Source organism: Streptomyces sp. YJ-C3, assembly GCF_053891275.1.
In genome coordinates, this window is record NZ_CM132685.1 from 7,363,526 (window position 1) to 7,380,051 (window position 16,526).

At 74.1% G+C, this 16,526-nt stretch carries 14 protein-coding genes; 6 read left to right on the top strand and 8 right to left on the bottom strand.

The window, feature by feature from the left end; genetic code table 11:
• The first annotated feature begins 5 nt into the window (after nt 1-5).
• Genes ACVHNB_RS33340 through ACVHNB_RS33355 form a run of 4 tightly spaced genes read left to right on the top strand, consistent with a single transcriptional unit; the run spans nt 6 to nt 2,565 of the window.
• A complete protein-coding gene (locus tag ACVHNB_RS33340; protein ID WP_428954861.1) occupies nt 6-947 on the top strand; it encodes a DMT family transporter in 942 nt (313 codons plus the stop codon).
• Nucleotides 937-1,164: a Trm112 family protein gene (locus ACVHNB_RS33345; protein WP_428954860.1), complete on the top strand. Its 228-nt coding sequence runs from the start codon at nt 937-939 to the stop codon at nt 1,162-1,164. Before ACVHNB_RS33340 ends, ACVHNB_RS33345 begins: the two co-directional genes overlap by 11 nt.
• Complete coding sequence (locus ACVHNB_RS33350) at nt 1,161-2,003, top strand: FkbM family methyltransferase (protein WP_456226589.1); 843 nt, start codon at nt 1,161-1,163, stop codon at nt 2,001-2,003. The genes ACVHNB_RS33345 and ACVHNB_RS33350 overlap by 4 nt, the downstream gene beginning before the upstream one ends.
• Nucleotides 1,972-2,565: a hypothetical protein gene (locus ACVHNB_RS33355; protein WP_428954858.1), complete on the top strand. Its 594-nt coding sequence runs from the start codon at nt 1,972-1,974 to the stop codon at nt 2,563-2,565. Before ACVHNB_RS33350 ends, ACVHNB_RS33355 begins: the two co-directional genes overlap by 32 nt.
• A 20-nt stretch (nt 2,566-2,585) precedes the next feature.
• On the opposite strand, the gene ACVHNB_RS33360 is transcribed toward ACVHNB_RS33355, so the two are convergent.
• From ACVHNB_RS33360 to ACVHNB_RS33370, 3 genes are all read right to left on the bottom strand, one after another.
• A complete protein-coding gene (locus ACVHNB_RS33360) occupies nt 2,586-3,782 on the bottom strand; it encodes an MFS transporter (protein ID WP_428954857.1) in 1,197 nt (398 codons plus the stop codon).
• Between the two features lie 337 nt (nt 3,783-4,119).
• Complete coding sequence (locus ACVHNB_RS33365) at nt 4,120-4,401, bottom strand: DUF4190 domain-containing protein (protein WP_428954856.1); 282 nt, start codon at nt 4,399-4,401, stop codon at nt 4,120-4,122.
• A 120-nt stretch (nt 4,402-4,521) separates the two neighbouring features.
• Entirely contained in the window at nt 4,522-5,244 is a 723-nt protein-coding gene (locus ACVHNB_RS33370; protein ID WP_428954855.1) for a FadR/GntR family transcriptional regulator, read from the bottom strand.
• Nucleotides 5,245-5,402: 158 nt separating this feature from the next.
• Between ACVHNB_RS33370 and ACVHNB_RS33375 the strand changes: the two genes are divergently transcribed.
• Nucleotides 5,403-6,860 (top strand): acyl-CoA synthetase, encoded by a 1,458-nt coding sequence (locus tag ACVHNB_RS33375; protein WP_456226590.1) that lies wholly within the window; start codon nt 5,403-5,405, stop codon nt 6,858-6,860.
• On the top strand, nt 6,853-8,190 hold the full coding sequence (locus ACVHNB_RS33380; RefSeq protein ID WP_456226591.1) for a carboxyl transferase domain-containing protein: 1,338 nt from the start codon (nt 6,853-6,855) through the stop codon (nt 8,188-8,190). Before ACVHNB_RS33375 ends, ACVHNB_RS33380 begins: the two co-directional genes overlap by 8 nt.
• Nucleotides 8,191-8,530: 340 nt before the next feature.
• Here ACVHNB_RS33380 and ACVHNB_RS33385 read toward each other — a convergent pair whose 3' ends face one another.
• The 5 genes from ACVHNB_RS33385 to ACVHNB_RS33405 all read right to left on the bottom strand — a co-directional run bounded on the left by ACVHNB_RS33385 (nt 8,531) and on the right by ACVHNB_RS33405 (nt 16,353).
• On the bottom strand, nt 8,531-9,307 hold the full coding sequence (locus ACVHNB_RS33385; protein ID WP_456226592.1) for an ABC transporter ATP-binding protein: 777 nt from the start codon (nt 9,305-9,307) through the stop codon (nt 8,531-8,533).
• Complete coding sequence (locus tag ACVHNB_RS33390) at nt 9,294-10,337, bottom strand: taurine ABC transporter substrate-binding protein (RefSeq protein ID WP_456226593.1); 1,044 nt, start codon at nt 10,335-10,337, stop codon at nt 9,294-9,296. Before ACVHNB_RS33390 ends, ACVHNB_RS33385 begins: the two co-directional genes overlap by 14 nt.
• A 35-nt stretch (nt 10,338-10,372) precedes the next feature.
• Nucleotides 10,373-11,230, bottom strand: coding sequence for an ABC transporter permease (locus tag ACVHNB_RS33395; protein ID WP_456226594.1), 858 nt, complete (start codon nt 11,228-11,230; stop codon nt 10,373-10,375).
• Nucleotides 11,227-12,321 carry an LLM class flavin-dependent oxidoreductase gene (locus ACVHNB_RS33400; RefSeq protein ID WP_428954849.1) on the bottom strand — a complete coding sequence of 365 codons (1,095 nt, stop codon included), beginning with the start codon at nt 12,319-12,321 and terminating at the stop codon, nt 11,227-11,229. Before ACVHNB_RS33400 ends, ACVHNB_RS33395 begins: the two co-directional genes overlap by 4 nt.
• Before the next feature lie 366 nt (nt 12,322-12,687).
• Nucleotides 12,688-16,353, bottom strand: a complete 3,666-nt coding sequence (locus ACVHNB_RS33405; RefSeq protein WP_456226595.1) for a S8 family serine peptidase — start codon at nt 16,351-16,353, stop codon at nt 12,688-12,690.
• Between the last annotated feature and the right edge of the window lie 173 nt (nt 16,354-16,526).

Here is a 16,526-nt window from a genome sequence, read left to right on the forward strand (position 1 = left end):
GCGCGATGCCCGCCGTGGCATGGGGAGTCGGCGCGGCACTGCTCGCGAACACGCTGTACAGCGTCGGCTTCGTCCTGGAGAAGCGGGCTCTCACCCGTCTCCCCGAGGTCAGTGTGCGCCGTCCCGCGCACCTGCTGCGCCAGGTCGTGACGAGTCCGCTGTGGCTGGCCGGGTCGATCGCCCTGGCCGCCGGCTTCGGCGCCCAGCTGGCCGTCTACCGCACGCTTCCGATCGCCGCCGCGCAGGGCATTTTCGTATCGGGTCTGGTGCTGCTGCTCCTGCTGTCCTCCCGGCTGCTCGGGGAGCGCACCTCGGGCCGCGAGCGGTACGCCATCGCCGCGATCCTGCTCGCGCTCCTCATGGTGGTGCTGTCGCTGCGCGACACCGGGCAGGACCCGGACACGGTGGGCGGCGGCGCCCCGGCCCCGCTCATCCTCACGGTCTGCGTGCCCTCGCTCGCCGCGGGCCTGTGCCTCTACGCGGCGGCGGAGCGCCGGGCCGGGCACCGGCACCGGAGGCCCACCACGGGCGTCGAGTACGGCGTGGCCGTGGGCCTGCTCTACGGGGTCAGCTCACTGGCGATCAAGGGCGTGTCCGGGGTGCTCCCGGACGTCCCGGCGCTGCTGCGGTCCCCCTACCCGTATCTGCTGCTGTGCACGGGCGCGTGCGGTCTGGTCATGTCGCAGGCGGCGCTGCAGCGCTGCCGGGCCTCGCTGATCGTGCCGGTGTGCACCACGGTGACCTGCGTGTTCACGGCGGTGCTCGGGACGGCGGCGTTCGGCGAGTCGCTGCCGTCCGAGCCGCTGCGCCTCGGGCTGCGCGTGGCGGGCACGGCGCTCGCCGTCGCCGTGCTCCTGCTGATGCCGAAGCACGATCCGGCCCCGGAATCCCCTCAACCCAACCCACCCCCCAGGGAGTTGCTCCCCCATGTGCCCCATGAGCCCTGACGATCCGCTGCTGCGCCTGCTCGCCTGCCCCCTCGACAAGGGGCCGCTGCTGCTCCTGCCGGACGGCGGTGCGCTCTACAACCCGCGGCTGCACCGCCGCTACCCGATCGTCGACGGCATCCCGCAGCTGCTGCCGTCGTCCGGCGAGCAGCTCCCGGAGGACGAGCACGAGCGGCTCCTCAAGACGGTGGAGCGGGCCAGGCGGGCGGCGCCGTGACCACGCTCGCCGCCCGCCTCGCCCCGTACCTTCCGGCCCGGCTGACCGCCGCGACGGCGCGGGCCCTGTATCCGCGCTTCGAGCCCGAACTGGCGCGGCTGGCCGACATGCTGCCCGCGCCGCGCGGCCGGTGCGGGACGGCGGTCGACGTCGGCGGCTGGTACGGGCCGTGGACGCACCGCCTCGCCGCCCGCGCACAGCACGTGGTCGCCCTGGAACCGGTGCCGCACCTGGCCCGGACGCTCGCCGCGTCCGCGCCGCCGAACGTCCGCGTCGTCCGCGCGGCGGCCAGCGACCGTCCGGGGCCGGCGCCGCTGTGGCAGCCGCCGCACGACGAGCGCGGCGAGCGCGGTGTGTCCTCCCTGGTCCGCCGGGACGGCCTGCACGCGCCGACCGCGCATGCCGTGCCCTGTGTCACCCTCGACGAACTCGCCCTGCGCGACGTCGGCTTCATCAAGGTCGACGTGGACGGCGCGGAGCTGCCGGTGCTGCGCGGCGCCCGCGCGCTGCTGGCCCGGGACCGCCCGGCCCTCTTCATCGAGCTGGAGACCAGGATCCAGCCGACCGCCCCGGTGGTCCGCCATCTGCGGGCGCAGGGGTACGCGGGCTGGGTCCTGCCCGCGGGCAGCTGGCTGCCGCTGGCCGGCTTCGACCTGGCGGCGCACCAGCGCGACACCGCGTACATCGCCTCGCAGGGCCTGCTGCGCCGGGCGCTCACCCCGGCCGGGCGCCGGCCGCGCTATGTGAACTCGGTGCTGTTCCTGCCGGACGGGCGGACCCCCGGCCCGGTGCGCGACCATGGGAGGCATGCCACGCCCCAAGCCCACCGGACCCGCTGAACCGTTCACGCCGCTCCACTTCCAGCTGGTGCTGCTGCGGCGCATGGCCGACCACAACCCGGAGCTGGTGGAGACCGCCCGCGCCGACCTCGGCGTCTCCGTAGCGGACATGCGGGAGGCCAACCGGCGCTGGCAGGCGATGCTGCACGCGCCCCGCGGGCGGGCGGCCGTCTCCCGGTACCGCTCCGTCCTGGGCGCCCCGGAGCAGCGGCTCACCCGCAGGATCGGCGACCTCGACTGCGAGGCCCTGCTGTGGCCGGTGCCGCTCTGGCCCGGCCTGCGCTTCGAGGTGCTGCTCGCGCCCACGGGCGCGGTGTGGAACGAATGGCTGATCCGCGCCCCCGGCACCCCCGGCCCGTCCCTGCGCACCCTCGACGACCTGACTCCCTGGTCCTGCACGGTCGACGAGGCGGCCCGCGCCTTCGCCCCGGCCCGCCCCCTGGAGGGTTCGGCGCCCACGCGCTGGGGCCTGGCGTTCGCGGCGCCGGACGCGTCGGGCGAACCGCGGCAGGTGCGGGCGGAGTTCACCTGGGGGCTGCTGCAGCGCTGGACGGAGGTCTAGGCGCACCACCGGGCGCTGCCCTACCTCCTGACGCGCGCGGGACGCGCCGCGGCGCGCAGCCGGCCGGGCGCCGCGAGCGCCACCATGGCGAGCGCGGCCGCGACGCCGACGCCGAAACCGCCGTGCGGGCCGGCGGTGTCCACCGCGCGTCCGGCGAGGGCCGCGGCGCCGGCCGACCCCGCGGCGCTCGCGGACCCGAGCCAGGTGAAGGCCTGGGTGAGGACGGCGCGCGGCACGGCGATCTCGGTCAGCACGTTGAAGAGGACGAGCAGGACCGGGACGGCGAGGCCCGTCAGGGCGAGGCAGCCGGCCACCGCGGCCGGGGCGTCGACGACGGTCAGCGGCAGGCAGGCGAGGGCCAGTCCGGCGGTGGCGAGGGCCCGTTGCCGGAGGGGCGGGGCCGTCCAGTGGCGGGCGCCGTAGGCCCAACCGGCCACCAGACTGGTGCAGTTGGACACCATGTACAGCAGGGGCGCCGCGTCCGGGGTGCCGCGGCCGACCGCGTACGCCGTCACGGACACCTGGAGGGCTCCGAAGTAGATCCCGAGCGCCGCGCTGAGGGCGACGAGCCGGACGAAGGCGGGGCGGAGCAGGCCGCGTCCGGCGCGGTGGCGTTCGGCGTGGCCCGCGACCGGTGGCTCGGTGCGGCGCTGCGCGGCGAACGCGAGGCCGCCGCCGATGACGAGGGCCGCGGCGAGCAGGCTGCCCAGGCGCGGATGCCCGGCGGCCCCGACCGCGCTGACCAGGGCCGGACCGGCGAGGAAGGACAGCCCGTTGGCGAGGGCCTCCAGGGTGTAGGCGCGGGGCAGCGCGGCCTCGTCGGGGGTGCCGCGCAGCAGGGCCGTCCAGCGGGCCGCGGACAGGGCGCTGAGCTGCGGCAGGGAGGCCCCGGCGAGGATCGCTCCGGCGACGGTCAGCGGCCCGCCGCAGAACAGCAGGCCCACCGCCCCCGCGTGTGCGGCCAGCGCGCAGGTCAGCACCCGGCGCTGCCCGAACCGGTCGGTGAGCCGGCCGATCTGGGGCCCGCCGAGCGCGTCGGCGACGGCGAAGCAGCCCGTCACCAGGCCGGCGTCCGCGAACGAGCCCGTGCGGGCGTGCACGAGCCACACGATGCCGATCCCGGTCATGGCGAGGCCGACGCGTCCGACGACGGCGGCGAGGAAGAAGGTGGCCGCGCCCGGAATGCGCAGCAGAGCACGGTAGTTCGCCGAGGGCACGGCGCGTCCCTTTCGCCGCCCGGCGGGGCGCGTCGCAACGGGGTCGCCGGCGTCCGGATGTGCCGACCCGTGAGCGTGCCTGAAGCCGTCCAGTGCGGGCGGGAGGTGGGGACGCGCGCCTCACGCCGGCTCCGTCACCGGGCAGAAGTGTCGTTGCAGAAGTGTTGTCGATGACCTTCGAGCGGCCCGACCCTAGCCGACGGCCGATGCCCGCCGCCAGAAGCGTGCGTGCGCCGCGGCGGAATCTCGCCACCGCCGGAAAACGGGCCGGTGGGGGAATGCGCGCGTCACGCGCATTCCCCCACCGAGTAATTCACCGCTTCCGCCGGACTCCCGGTCACCCGCCGACGTACCAGCTGAATCCGCCGTTGGCCGCGACGGCGATCAGGACGATGAAGAGGATCAGGTCGATGATGCCCAGGATGATGGCCGCTTTCGCCATTCCACCCCCACCGGCCGCCTTCTGGCGCACCGCGAGGGCACCGAAGATGATCGCGAGCGGACCCAGGACGACGCTGAGGAAGAACAGCCCGACGATGCCGCACACCAGACCGGCCACCGCGAGGCCATTCGTCCGGGAACCGGAGGAAGCCGCCGGCGGACCACCGTAACTCGACATGTCCCACACCCCTTACAGGTCGCTTTACAGAATTCCGTGACGCAGCTTCGAGTGCCCCGGAATTCCGTGCGCAGTCAGCTCCCTGTTCCGATGAAGCGGAATTCGCGATTCGCCGCACTGTCACGCCTCGGCGGCGTCCGGATCCCATTCCAGGAGGCGGACCTTGGCCACCGAGCGGACGTGCCGGCGCATCGCGGCCGCCGCGCCGCGCCCCTGTCCCGCCTCGATCGCGTCGAGGATCGCCCGGTGCTGGGCGAGCGAACGGCCCGGGCGGCGCGGCTGGCGCAGCGACTCGGTGCGGGACTCCGCGATGGGCTCGTCGATCTCCCGCATGAACGCGGCGAGCAGCGCGCTGTGCGCGGCCGCGGTCACGGCGGCGTGGAACAGCCGGTCCCCCTCGATGCCGAGTCCGCCCGCCTCGATGTCCCGCGCCATGTGGTCGAGGGCCGAGCGCAGTGCGGTCAGGTCGGCGTCGGTGCGGCGCTCCGCCGCCAGTTCCGCGAGCTTCGTCTCCAGCGCCTCGCGCGCCTCCAGGACGTCCGGCAGCCGCTTCTTGCGGGCGACGAGGCTCTCCACCGGCTCGACGACGACGTTGTCCAGGCTGTCGCGCATCAGATACGTGCCGCCGCCGTGCCGCGCCTCCACCAGGCCCTGCACCTCGAGGACGACGATCGCCTGCTTCACCGAGGCCCGGCTCACCCCGAGCCTGGCCGCGAGATCGCGCTCGGTCGGCAGCCGGTCGCCCGCGCGCAGCCCGCCCTCGGCGACGTACGTACGCAGCCGGTCGAGCACCTGCTCGTACAGGCGCGGGCGCGCCGCCATCGGCCGCAGTGCGTCGGTCATGCCTGCTCTTTCCCGCCCCTGGTCGCTCCGGTCCGTCCCCGTCATGCGCCCGCAGCGTACGTCCTTGACGTGGGCGGCTGCCAGACGGCACGCTCGGATTGGCTCAGCCACTGAGCCAATCAGGATGGTCCGCTCACCGCATCGCTAGGAGCGTTCACGTGCCCCGTCTCCTCCCGGCCCTGGCCGACACCCCCGACCGCCCCGCGCTGCGCTTCGGCGACCGCGCCCTGACCTATGGCGAACTGGCTTCGGCCGCCGCCCCGTTGGCGTCCCGGCTGCACGGTTCGGCCCGGGTCGCCGTGTGGGCGACGCCTTCCCTGGAGACCGCGGTCGGCGTGGTCGCGGCGCTGCTCGCCGGGGTCGCCGCCGTCCCGGTCAACCCGAAGTCGGGCGCGAGCGAGCTCGGCCACATCGTGGCGGACAGTGCCCCGGACGCGGTCCTCGCGGCGCCGGGCACCGAACTCCCGGCCGCGCTGGCCGCGTTGCCGCGCATCGACATCGGCGTACCGCCGCAGCCGGGGCGGCCGGCCGCGCTGCCCGACGAGCCGGACGACCCCGAGGCGCCGGCCTTCGTCGTCTACACCTCCGGCACGACCGGCCCGCCCAAGGGCGCCGTGCTGCCGCGCCGTGCCGTCTCCTCGACGCTCGACGCGCTGCGGGACGCCTGGCAGTGGACCGAGGCCGACACTCTGGTGCACGGTCTGCCGCTGTTCCACGTGCACGGGCTGATCCTGGGGATCGTGGGCCCGCTGCGCCGGGGCGGCGCGGTGCGGCACCTCGGGAGGTTCGACACCGAGGGCGTGACGCGCGAGCTGTCGTCGGGGGCGACGATGCTGTTCGGCGTGCCCACGATGTACCACCGGGTCGCGGAGGCGCTGCCCACCGACCCGGCGCTCGCGAAGGCGCTGGCGTCGGCCCGGCTGCTGGTGTCCGGTTCGGCGGCGCTGCCGGTCCACGACCACGAGCGGATCACCGCGGCCACCGGTCAGCGGGTCGTCGAGCGGTACGGCATGACCGAGACGCTGATGAACACCAGCGTGCGCGCGGACGGTGAGCCGCGCCCCGGCACGGTCGGCGTGCCGCTGCCGGGGGTGGAGCTGCGCCTCACGGAGGACGACGGCACGACCGAGGTGCCCGCCGGCGATCCCGAGGCCGTCGGCGAGATCCAGGTCCGCGGGCCCAACCTGTTCCTGGAGTACCTGAACCGGCCCGACGCCACGGCGGCCGCCTTCGCACCGGGCGGCTGGTTCCGCACGGGCGACATGGCCGTGCGCGACCCCGACGGCTACGTCCGCATCATCGGCCGCAAGGCCACCGACCTGATCAAGAGCGGCGGTTACAAGATCGGCGCGGGCGAGATCGAGAACGCGCTCCTGGAGCACCCCGGCGTCAAGGAGGCCGCGGTCACCGGCGCCCCCGACGCCGATCTGGGCGAGCGCGTGGTGGCCTGGATCGTGCCGGCCGACGACGACCACCGCCCGGGCGCCGACGAGCTGGCCGACCATGTCGCGGCGCGGCTGTCCCCGCACAAGCGCCCCCGCACCGTGCACTACCTGGAGGCACTGCCCCGCAACGACATGGGCAAGATCCTCAAGCGGGCGCTCCCCGATGGCTGACGGCACGGGCGCCCGGGCCGTCCTCGGCACGGTCTGCGACCCGGGCACCTTCCGCGAGCTCCCGCGCCCCGCCGCGCCGGAGCGCCCCGACCCGCTCGGCTGGCCGGGCTACGGCGCGTCCCGCGAGCGTGCGGCGGCGCGGACCGGTGAGACGGAGTCCGTCGTCACCGGCACCGCCGAGGTCGACGGCGTGCCCGCCGTCCTCATCGCCTTCGAGTTCGGCTACCTGGGCGGATCGCTCGGCCAGGAGACCGGCGACCGGATCGAGGCCGCCCACCGCCACGCCCGCGCGCACCGCCTCCCGGTGGTGCCGCTGATCGCCACGGGCGGCAGCCGGATGCAGGAGGGCATGACCGCCCTGACCCAGCTCCAGCGCGTGGCGGGCCAGTCGGCGCTGACCCGCGCCGCGGGCCTGCCGCAGATCGCCGTGGTGCGCGACCCGACGACGGGCGGCGGCTGGGCCACCCTGGGCGCGGGCGCCGACCTGACGCTCGCCCTGGCGGGGGCGCAGATCGGTTTCGCCGGGTCCCGGGTGCGCCCGCCGGACGCGGACCCGGCGGCGTACGGCGCGCCGGGGCAGCTGCGGGCGGGCGCGGTCGACGCGGTCGTGGCGCCGGACGCGCTGCGGGCCGCGCTCGGCCGCCGGCTGCGGCTGCTGACCCGCCCGGCCGTGGGCCCCGCGCCCGTCCCGCACACCCTGGGCCGTACCGACCTGCCCGCGACCGGCTGGGACGCGGTCCTGCGGGCCCGCGCTCCCGAACGGCCGCGCGCGGACGCCTACTTGGACGCCTACTTCACGTACCGCGAGGAGCTGCGCGGGGATCGCGCGGGCGGCACCGACGACGGCATGCGCTGCGGTTTCGGTGAGCACGCGGGGCGGACGGTCGCGTACGCCGCCCAGTGCGGCACGGCCACCACCCCGGCCGGCTACCGCACCGCCACCCGGCTGCTCCGGCTCGCGGGCCGGCTCGGCATCCCGGTGCTCACTCTCGTCGACACCCCGGGGGCGGCGAGCGACGCGGCGGCGGAGCGGGCGGGGGCGGGCGCGGCGATCGCCGAACTGTTCCTCGCGGTCGCCGAGTCGCCGGTGCCGGTCACCACCCTGGTCATCGGTGAGGGCGGTTCGGGGGGCGCGCTCGCGCTGGCCGCGCCCGGCAACACCTGGGTGGCGCCGGACGCGTACTTCTCGGTGATCGCTCCGGAACTGGCCGCCGCGATCCTCAAGCGCCCGCCCGATCAGGCACCGCAGACCGCCGACCACCTCCGCATCCGTCCCCAGGACCTGGTCGAGCTGGGCGTCGTCCGGGGGATCGCGACGGCGTCGACATGATCCCGGAAACGAACAGGCGAGCAGTTGTTCCCGCGAACAGGTGATCGTGGCGCCAGAAATTGCATGAGGCACGGGTGACCAACGATGCTTACGGTGCGCAAGCAACGGGCTGCAGACCGTAGTTGACGCGCACCCGGTCCATGTCCCAAGCAGGGCCGGGGTGTTGGTCCCACACACAAGCACCATCGCAAGGAGAAGCACCACCATGAACCTGCTCACCGACATCCTCGCCGGCATCGTCCACTTCGTCGGCTGGCTGGTGTAACACCGTCGGACGCAAGCGCGGCGCCGTCTCCCCCGGTCCCACGGGGAGGCGGCGCCGCCGCGTTCACGCGGGCCCTCAGGCCCCGGCCGCCTCGCGGGTCGCGGCCGCCAACTCGCCGCGCAGGCGCGAGAACCCGGCCGTCGCCCGCAGTCCGGCGACATCGGCCGCACCGCGGTCGAGCCCGATGGGCACCTCGGCGACGATCCGGCCCGGACCGGCCGCCATCACCAGGACCCGCGAGCCCAGGAGGACGGCCTCCTCCGCGGAGTGCGTGACGAACAGGACGGTGGTCCCGGTGGCGTCGGCCAGGGACCGCACCTCCTCCTGGAGCCGCTCCCGGGTCAGCGCGTCGAGGGCCGCGAACGGCTCGTCCATCAGCAGGATCTGCGGCTCGGTCGCCAGCGCGCGGGCGATCGCGACCCGTTGCTGCTGCCCGCCGGACAGCTCCCAGGTGCGCCGCCCGGCCATCCCGGCCAGCCCCACCCGCTCCAGCAACTCAGCTGCTTTTGCCGCTCGTTGAGCGCGGGGCACCCCGTGGCGGGCCAGTGCGAAGGCGACGTTCCCGCCGGCCGTGCGCCAGGGGAACAGACGGGGCTGCTGGAAGACGACGCCGACCGGGCGGCGCACGTCGACGTCGCCCTGTGCCGCCCGTTCGAACCCGGCGACGAGCCGCAGCAGCGTCGTCTTGCCGCAGCCGGACGGTCCGACGAGCACCACGAACTCACCCGCGCCGACGCTCAGGGACACGTCCTCGACAGCGGTGACGGGTGCCTTGGCGCCGCCGTAGCGGACGGTGACGCCGTCGAGCACGATGTCCGCCGCCGGGGCCCCGGCGTCCTCAGCGGGCGGCACGGGCCAGCTCCTCGACCGCGAGAGCCTTGTCGAACACGGCCCGGGACGGCACCGCGTCCACCGCCTTCTGTCCCTTGAGGAACACGGCGGCGTCCCGCAGGTTCACGGCCAGCTTGCCGGGCGCGCCGGGCGTGCCCAGGTAGTCGGGGCCCTGCTGCTCCTTCGCGCTGAGCAGCACGAGCTGCTTCAGCTGGGCCTTCGCCTCGGCGGCGGGGATGCCGAGTTCGGCACCGATGGAGGCGGCGGCCTTGTCGGGGTCGGACGTGGCCTGCGCGACGGCCTTGTCCTCGGCCTTCAGCCAGGCGGTGACGATGTCCGGGTGTTCCTCGGCGAAGTCGTTCGTGACGACGCCCAGGTCGGCGGTGGGCTTTCCGGCGTCGGCGATCTTCCGGCTGGTGGTGAGGACGGTGCCGTCCTTCTCCAGCTCGCCCAGGGTGGGCGTCCACACGTACGCGGCGTCGATGTCGCCCCGCTGCCACGCGGCCAGCGCGTCCTGCGGCTGGAGGTCGACGAGCGTGACGTCCGAGGCCTTCAGCCCGGCCGCGTCGAGGGCGGCGAGCAGCGAGTAGTGGGAGGTGGAGCCGAAGGGGGTGGCGATCTTCTTCCCCTTGAGCCCCTTCACCGAGGTGATGCCCTTGCCCTTCTTGGCGACGAGGGCTTCGTTGTCACCGATGACGTCGTGGATCCACAGCACCTTGTAGGGGATGTTCAGGGGTGCGGACAGGCCCTTGGTCACCGGGCTCGATCCGGCGAGGCCGAGGTCCACCGCGCCGGAGATGACGGCCGTGTTGACGTCGCCGCCGGAGTCGAACTTCACCCACTTCACCTCGGCGTCCGGCAGCGCCTTCTCCAGCAGGCGCTGCTGCTTCACGACCAGGTCGGCGTTGGGTATCGCCTGGTAGGCGATGCGCACTTGAGTTCTCCCGGACGCGGTGTCGGAGCCTCCGGTACCGCAGGCGGTCGCGGTGGCGGCGAGGACGAGGGCGGCGGTGCCGGCGAGGAACGCGCGGCGGGTGGCGGTTTCGGGCATGACGGATCTCCAAAGGGCGTGGTGCGTACGGGACTTCAGGCGCGGCCGCGCCAGGGGACCGCGATCCGCTCGACGGCCTTGAGCAGCGCGTCGAGCACGATGCCGGAGACGCCGATGGCGAGGATGCCGACGATCACGACGGCGGTCTGGTTGTAGCGCTGGGCGTCGCGGATCATGCCGCCGATGCCGGGGACGCCGTTGACGGTCTCGGCGGCGACGACGGAGGTGTAGGCGACGCCGACGGCGATCCGGATGCCGGTGAGGATCTCCGGCAGCGCGGCCGGCAGCCGCACGGACAGCAGCAGGGTGCCCGGCCCCGAGCCCAGGGCCCGTGCCGCTTCCAGGAGTTCGCCGGGCACGTCGCGCACGGCGGCGGCCGTGGCGGCGGCGATCGGCGGCAGCGCGGCGACCACGAGCAGCCAGATCTTCGGGGACTCGTCGATGCCGAACCAGATGACGAGGAGGGAGAGGTACGCGAGCGGCGGCAGGGTCCGCAGGAAGGTGACGGCGGGTTCCAGGACGACGGCGACGGGCTTCACCGCGCCGATGACGAGGCCCAGCGGTACGCCGACGAGGGCGGCGTACCCGGTGCCGATGCCGATGCGGCGCAGGCTGACCAGGAGGTGGTCGGTGAGGAGGTGGCCGCTGTAGCCGTCGGTCATGCCCACGGTGAAGGCGTGCCGGACGTCGCCCGGCGACGGGACGAGCACCCGGGGCCAGAGTTCGGCGGAGACGGCGGCCTGCCAGGCCGCCAGGAGTACGGCCAGGGCGATGGCCCTGAGGGCTGTCCAGCGCAGCGCCGTGGCGCGGGGGCTCCCCCGCCGCGCCGCCGCCGTCGGCGGGATCTCTCTCGTCCGCGGCCGGTCGCGCCCCTTCAGGTCCAGCGCGCTCATCCGGCGCCGCCCACCAGCTGCCGCAGCCGCGGAGCGACCTCCTCGCCGACCCGGAACGCCTCCTCCAGATGCGGATATCCGGAGAGGATGAACTCGTCGATGCCCAACTGCCGGTACTCGTAAAGGCGTTGGGCCACCTCGTCGTGGCTGCCCACGAGTGCGGTGCCCGCGCCCTCCCGGACCAGGCCGATGCCCGCCCACAGGTTGGGGGCGATGGTCAGGCCGTCCGTGGAGCCGCCGTGCAGGGCGGTCATCCGGGCCTGGCCGGTGGAGTCCATGCGGGCGAAGCGTTCCTGGCTGGCGCGGATGGCCTCCGGGTCCATGCCGGACAGGATGCGGTCGGCCTCGGCCCACGCCTCGTCGGCCGTGTCGCGGCTGATGACGTGCAGCCGCAGCCCGAAGCGGAGCGACGGATTGCGGCCCCGCAGCCGCTCGACGCGCTCGGCGACGGCGGCCGGCGGTTCGCCCCACAGCAGCTGGACGTCGGCGCGGCGCGCGGCGACGTCCTCGGCGGCCCGTGACGCGCCGCCGAAGTACAGCGGCACCTTGTGCTGGACGGCCGGGTCGGTCAGCTGGGCGCCCTCGACCTGGACGTGCTGCCCCTGGAAGTCGATGCGCTTGCCGTCGAGGAGATCGCGCAGCACGGCCATCACCTCGTCGGTGCGGCCGTAGCGCTGGTCGTGCGCCAACTGGTCTCCGTAGGAGCGCTGTTCGACGGAGTCACCGCCGGTGACGACGTTCAGGCGCAGCCGTCCGCCGGTGAACCGGCGGAACGCGTCAGCCTGTTGGGCCAGCAGCGTGGGACTGGCGAAGCCCGCCCGGAAGGCGACGAGGAACCCGATGCGCTCGGTGTGCTGGGAGAGCGCGGAGGACAGGATCCACGGGTCGACGCAGCCGAGCCCCACGGGGGTCAGCAGCGAGGTGAATCCGGCCTGTTCGGCGGCGCGGGCGACCTGCGCCAGGTAGCCGACGTCGGCCGGGCGCCGGGTCGCGGTGCCGCTCCTGGCCTGCACGGCGGTGACGCCTCCGGGGTCGCGTCCGTCCCCGCCGGTGGGCAGGAACCAGTGCAGCAGCGGTTGGGTTTCGGGCATGGGGGCACCTCGGGCCTACGACGGGGTGGCAAGGGCAGGACGGCGCGCCGCACGCCTCACGGGGGCGGAGCGCGAAAGGGAGAAGGTGCCGCTACGGCGTGCCGGAGTGGATCAGCAACCGGCCGTACGGCACTGCGAGTAGGCCCGACAGAGCATCGTGGAGACACGCAGCAGATCCACGTGACGACGCGAGACGAGTACGGGGGCCATGCCCCGCATCCTGTCCGCGCACACACCACCACGACAAGCATGTTCCGCATCATGGACGGAGCCGTCTCGCCATACGGAATGCCGAAGGCCCGGCGCGACGTGGTTCCGCACCGGGCCCCGGCCCGTGATTCCCCTGTTCCCAGGGGCTTCAGGGCACTACTTCACGCCCACCGCCCGGATGATCTCCTGGGACACGGAGCCGCCCTTGTCGTCCTTCGCCGACGCGCGCAGCGAGATGTACTGCGCGCCGCGGGGCACGCTCAGGCTGCCCTTCCAGGAGGCGCCGCGGCCGTCGAGGGCCACGGACTTCCAGGTCCTGCCGTCGTCGTAGGACACCTCCAGCTTTCCGCCGCCGATGGTGCCGGTGCCGGACGCGTCCTGCACGTACTGGCCGTAGATCCCGACCGGGACGCGCGAGCCGCCGCGGACGTCGCCCGCGAGGTCGGTGTCGACGTCGAAGCCGAGGTTGATCAGCGGCAGGTACGTCCACTTGTCGTCCGGGGTCTCGGCCGATCTGACCGTCCACTCGGCGTGGCCCTCGGTCGACAGCTTCCAGCGCTCGGGGTCGAGCGTGGTGTCGGTGGTGACCTTGTACGTGTGCTCGGCCGGGTCGGCGTCCCACACGTACACGCCGGAGCCCTGCTTGCGTCCTCCGGGCACCCCGTCGACGGACACCTCGGTGAACTGGGTCATGCCGGTCGTGTCGGACCACGCGTCGCCGAAGCCGGTGTGGTCGGGCCCGGAGTCGCCCCAGCCCGGGGTGTTGAACTGCAGGGTGGAGCCGGAGCGCTGCTGGCCCCAGCCGAGGCCGGTGCCCAGCCACGGGTGCCAGACCGGCTTGAACCAGTCGAGGTCCTGGTGCGAGCCGCCCTTGTAGGTGATGACGCCGCTGCGCTGCTCCAGGTCGGTCGGGCCGGTCTGCACGGACTCGTGCCATCTCTGGCCGGTGCCGGTGGAGACGTAGTCGGTGCGCTCGGCCGGGTAGGCGATCTTCTCCAGGAAGCCGATGCCGATCGGGAAGGTGTCGGTGAGGGAGTACCGGTACTCGCCGCCGTCCTGCGGCTTCACCGCGTGGAACTTGGCGTCCAGCACGGCGAGTTCACGCTTGCCGGGCTCGTACGTCAGGTCGCCCTTCGGCACGGCCCCCTTGTGCTCGTCCGCGAGGTCGTACACCCACGGCGTGTACTGCGTGCCCGTCATCGACACGGTCCGCCCCGCCTTGGCGAGCCCGGCGAGCGTGGCGCCGGCGGCCGCGTCGACGGTCGCGATCTGCAGCGGCCGGTCACTGCCGTCGTCCGGCCCGAACCAGGCGTTGAGGCGGCCCGCCGCGTCGTCGGTCACGAACAGCGCCTCGGCGCCCGCGTCCTGGGCGGCCTGCGCGAGCTCGGCCGGGGTGAGCGCGTCGCTGCGGCGCACCAGGACGGCCTTGCCGCGGACGTTCTTGCCGGTGTAGTCGGCGGGCGCGCCGTGGCCGGCGTCGACGACGCGGAGGCGGCTGCGGCCCTCGATCAGGGTGCCGCCGCCCTGCACGGTGGCCTCCCGCAGGCCGTCGACCTGCAGGGTCGGCTTGCCCAGGCGCCACACGGTGCGGTACTCGAAGCTGCCCTCGGTCACCTTGTGGGTGGGCGCGGCGAAGACGCTGTCGTACTTCACGGGCAGCTGGACGGCACTCATGTAGTCGGCGCCGCCCGCCGTGCGGTCGGCCTCCATGAGGAGCTGCCGGGTCTGCGTGGTGCGCCCGACGTCGGCCGTGATCTCCTTCAACTGCCGTCCGTCCAGGGTGATCTCGCGGTCCCGGTCGAGCGTGATCTCGGGGTCGGCGAGATAGCCGAGCCCGAGCGAGTCCTTGCCGTGGCTGCCGCGCACGTCCAGGTAGGACTCCAGGTAGTACGAGCCGGGCTTGAGCCGCAGCTGGAGGGTGCCGGAGTCACCGACGGCGGCCGGGAACGGGTCGGTGTTCGCGGTGAGCTGCTGCACCCCGAGATGGGCGGCGGTCGGCGCGCCGGACCGGTCCTTCACATGGACGGTCAGCGTGTACCGCTCCTCCTCCTTCACGAGGCCGAACGCCGTGTGCGCGACGGTCTTCCCGCCCGCGTCGGCGACGATCTGCCCGCTGGTGCTGCCGACGGGGGCCTCGGCGCCGTCGCCGGTGACGGTGGTGGCGGCGGTGCCGTGCGCCGGAACGGTCAGCGTGCTGTCGGCGAGCGTGGCGACGCCTTCGGCCGCGCCCTGCACGGCGAGCTTCAACTCCACCGCACTGTCACCGGAGTTGGTGTACGTGACGGTCCTCGTCACCGGCTGATTGTCCTCGTACGGCCACGTGTAGTAGCCGAGGTCGGCGCTGCCGGTGGCGGTGACCTGCGCGTCGACCGCGTCGGGCACGCTGACCCGTCCGGCGCCCAACTCGTAGGCGGAGGAGTCCAGTTCCTTGCTGCTGGACATCAGGGCGTCCTTGAGCTGCGGGCCCGTCCAGTCCGGGTGCTTCTGGGCGAGCAGCGCGGCGACTCCGGCGACGTGCGGCGTCGCCATCGACGTACCGCTCATCTCCGTGTACGCGCCTTCGCCCGCGACCAGTGAGGAGCGCGCGGCCAGGATGTCCACGCCCGGGGCGGAGACGTCGGGCTTGAGGGCGTTGTCGCCCAGGCGCGGCCCCTGGCTGGTGAAGTAGGCGGCCCGGTCGGCGGAGTCCACGGCGCCGACGGTGAGCGCGGAGTCGGCGGCGCCGGGCGAGCCGATGGAGGTGGGTGCGCCGTTGTTCCCGGCGGCGATCACGAACAGCGCCCCGGTCTGTGCGGTCAGGGAGTTGACGGCGGCGGCCATCGGATCGGTGCCGTCGCTGGCCTCCTGCGACCCGAGGCTCATGGAGATGACCTTGGCCTTGATGTCCTTGGCGGCCCACTCCATACCGGCGATGATCTGCGACTCGCTGCCGGAGCCCTCGTTGCTGAGCACCTTGCCGACGGCGAGGGTGGCGTCCGGGGCGACGCCCTTCTCCTTGCCGTCGGAGGCGGCACCGGAACCGCCGACGGTCGAGGTGACGTGGGTGCCGTGGCCGTTGCGGTCGGCGACCTCCTCGCCCTCGATGAACGACTTCGACTCGCTCACCCGCGAGGCGAGATCGGGGTGGGAGGAGTCGTACCCGGTGTCGAGGACGGCGACCTTCACGCCCTTGCCGGTGAGCCCCGCCTCCCAGGCCTTCGGGGTGCCGATCTGCTCGTTGCTCGCGGCCATGTCGGCCTCGACCCGGCCGTCGAGCCACACCTTGCTGACGCCGTCGGCGAAGCCGCTGCCGGTCGTGGCGGCGTTCCAGAAGGTCCGGCTCTTCGCGGCGTCGAGCGCGGCGCCGCCGATGCTGCCGAGCGTCCGGGTGCGCTCGGCGCCCCGCGGCACGGCCCGGGCGGCGCGGGCGGCCTTGCTGCCGTAGGTCACGATGAGGGGCGTCGCGTCGGCCTTGCCGTCCGCGAGGCCCTGCCGTATCAGTTCGCTGACGTTGAACAGGCGCGCGTCGAGGGTGCCCGCCGCCAGGTAGGGCCGGGCCTCGTCGGGGACGACACTGACGTCGCCGTGCGCCACCTGGGTACGGACGGCGCCGGTCGCGCCGGCGGCCCGGTCCACTGTGACGGTCCGCTTGTCACCGCCGAGCTCCGTCACGGTCACCTTGTCGCCGGTCACCAGGGTCACGGTGTGCGCGGCGGCCGCGGTCCTCGTCGCCTTCGGCGCGGCCTCGGGGGCGGCCTGTGCGCCACCGCCGGGCAGCAGCGCGAACGCGATACCGGCCGACAGCAGGGCCGCGCCACGTCTCGCGGCAGGTCCTCTGGTCATCGTCGCCTCTCTTCATAGGCCTCGGATCGGGGGTCACCCGAGTGCTGTGAAGAGTCTCAAGGGGCATGTGTTGCAGGGACGTTGACTGGTGCTGGCGGGAAGCTGCCCTGGCACGTTCCCGCCAGCGGGCGGCACACCGGCCGCGGACGCCCGGCCCCCTCGCGCGCACCCCG

Excerpts from the sequence above, each read along its gene's own strand:
- ACVHNB_RS33405 (WP_456226595.1), bottom strand. The coding sequence starts at position 16,353 with ATGACCAGAGGACCTGCCGCGAGACGTGGCGCGGCCCTGCTGTCGGCC.
- ACVHNB_RS33340 (WP_428954861.1), top strand. The coding sequence starts at position 6 with ATGCCCGCCGTGGCATGGGGAGTCGGCGCGGCACTGCTCGCGAACACG.
- ACVHNB_RS33395 (WP_456226594.1), bottom strand. The coding sequence starts at position 11,230 with ATGAGCGCGCTGGACCTGAAGGGGCGCGACCGGCCGCGGACGAGAGAG.
- ACVHNB_RS33365 (WP_428954856.1), bottom strand. The coding sequence starts at position 4,401 with ATGTCGAGTTACGGTGGTCCGCCGGCGGCTTCCTCCGGTTCCCGGACG.
- ACVHNB_RS33390 (WP_456226593.1), bottom strand. The coding sequence starts at position 10,337 with ATGCCCGAAACCGCCACCCGCCGCGCGTTCCTCGCCGGCACCGCCGCC.
- ACVHNB_RS33400 (WP_428954849.1), bottom strand. The coding sequence starts at position 12,321 with ATGCCCGAAACCCAACCGCTGCTGCACTGGTTCCTGCCCACCGGCGGG.
- ACVHNB_RS33345 (WP_428954860.1), top strand. The coding sequence starts at position 937 with ATGAGCCCTGACGATCCGCTGCTGCGCCTGCTCGCCTGCCCCCTCGAC.
- ACVHNB_RS33355 (WP_428954858.1), top strand. The coding sequence starts at position 1,972 with ATGCCACGCCCCAAGCCCACCGGACCCGCTGAACCGTTCACGCCGCTC.
- ACVHNB_RS33370 (WP_428954855.1), bottom strand. The coding sequence starts at position 5,244 with ATGACCGACGCACTGCGGCCGATGGCGGCGCGCCCGCGCCTGTACGAG.
- ACVHNB_RS33380 (WP_456226591.1), top strand. The coding sequence starts at position 6,853 with ATGGCTGACGGCACGGGCGCCCGGGCCGTCCTCGGCACGGTCTGCGAC.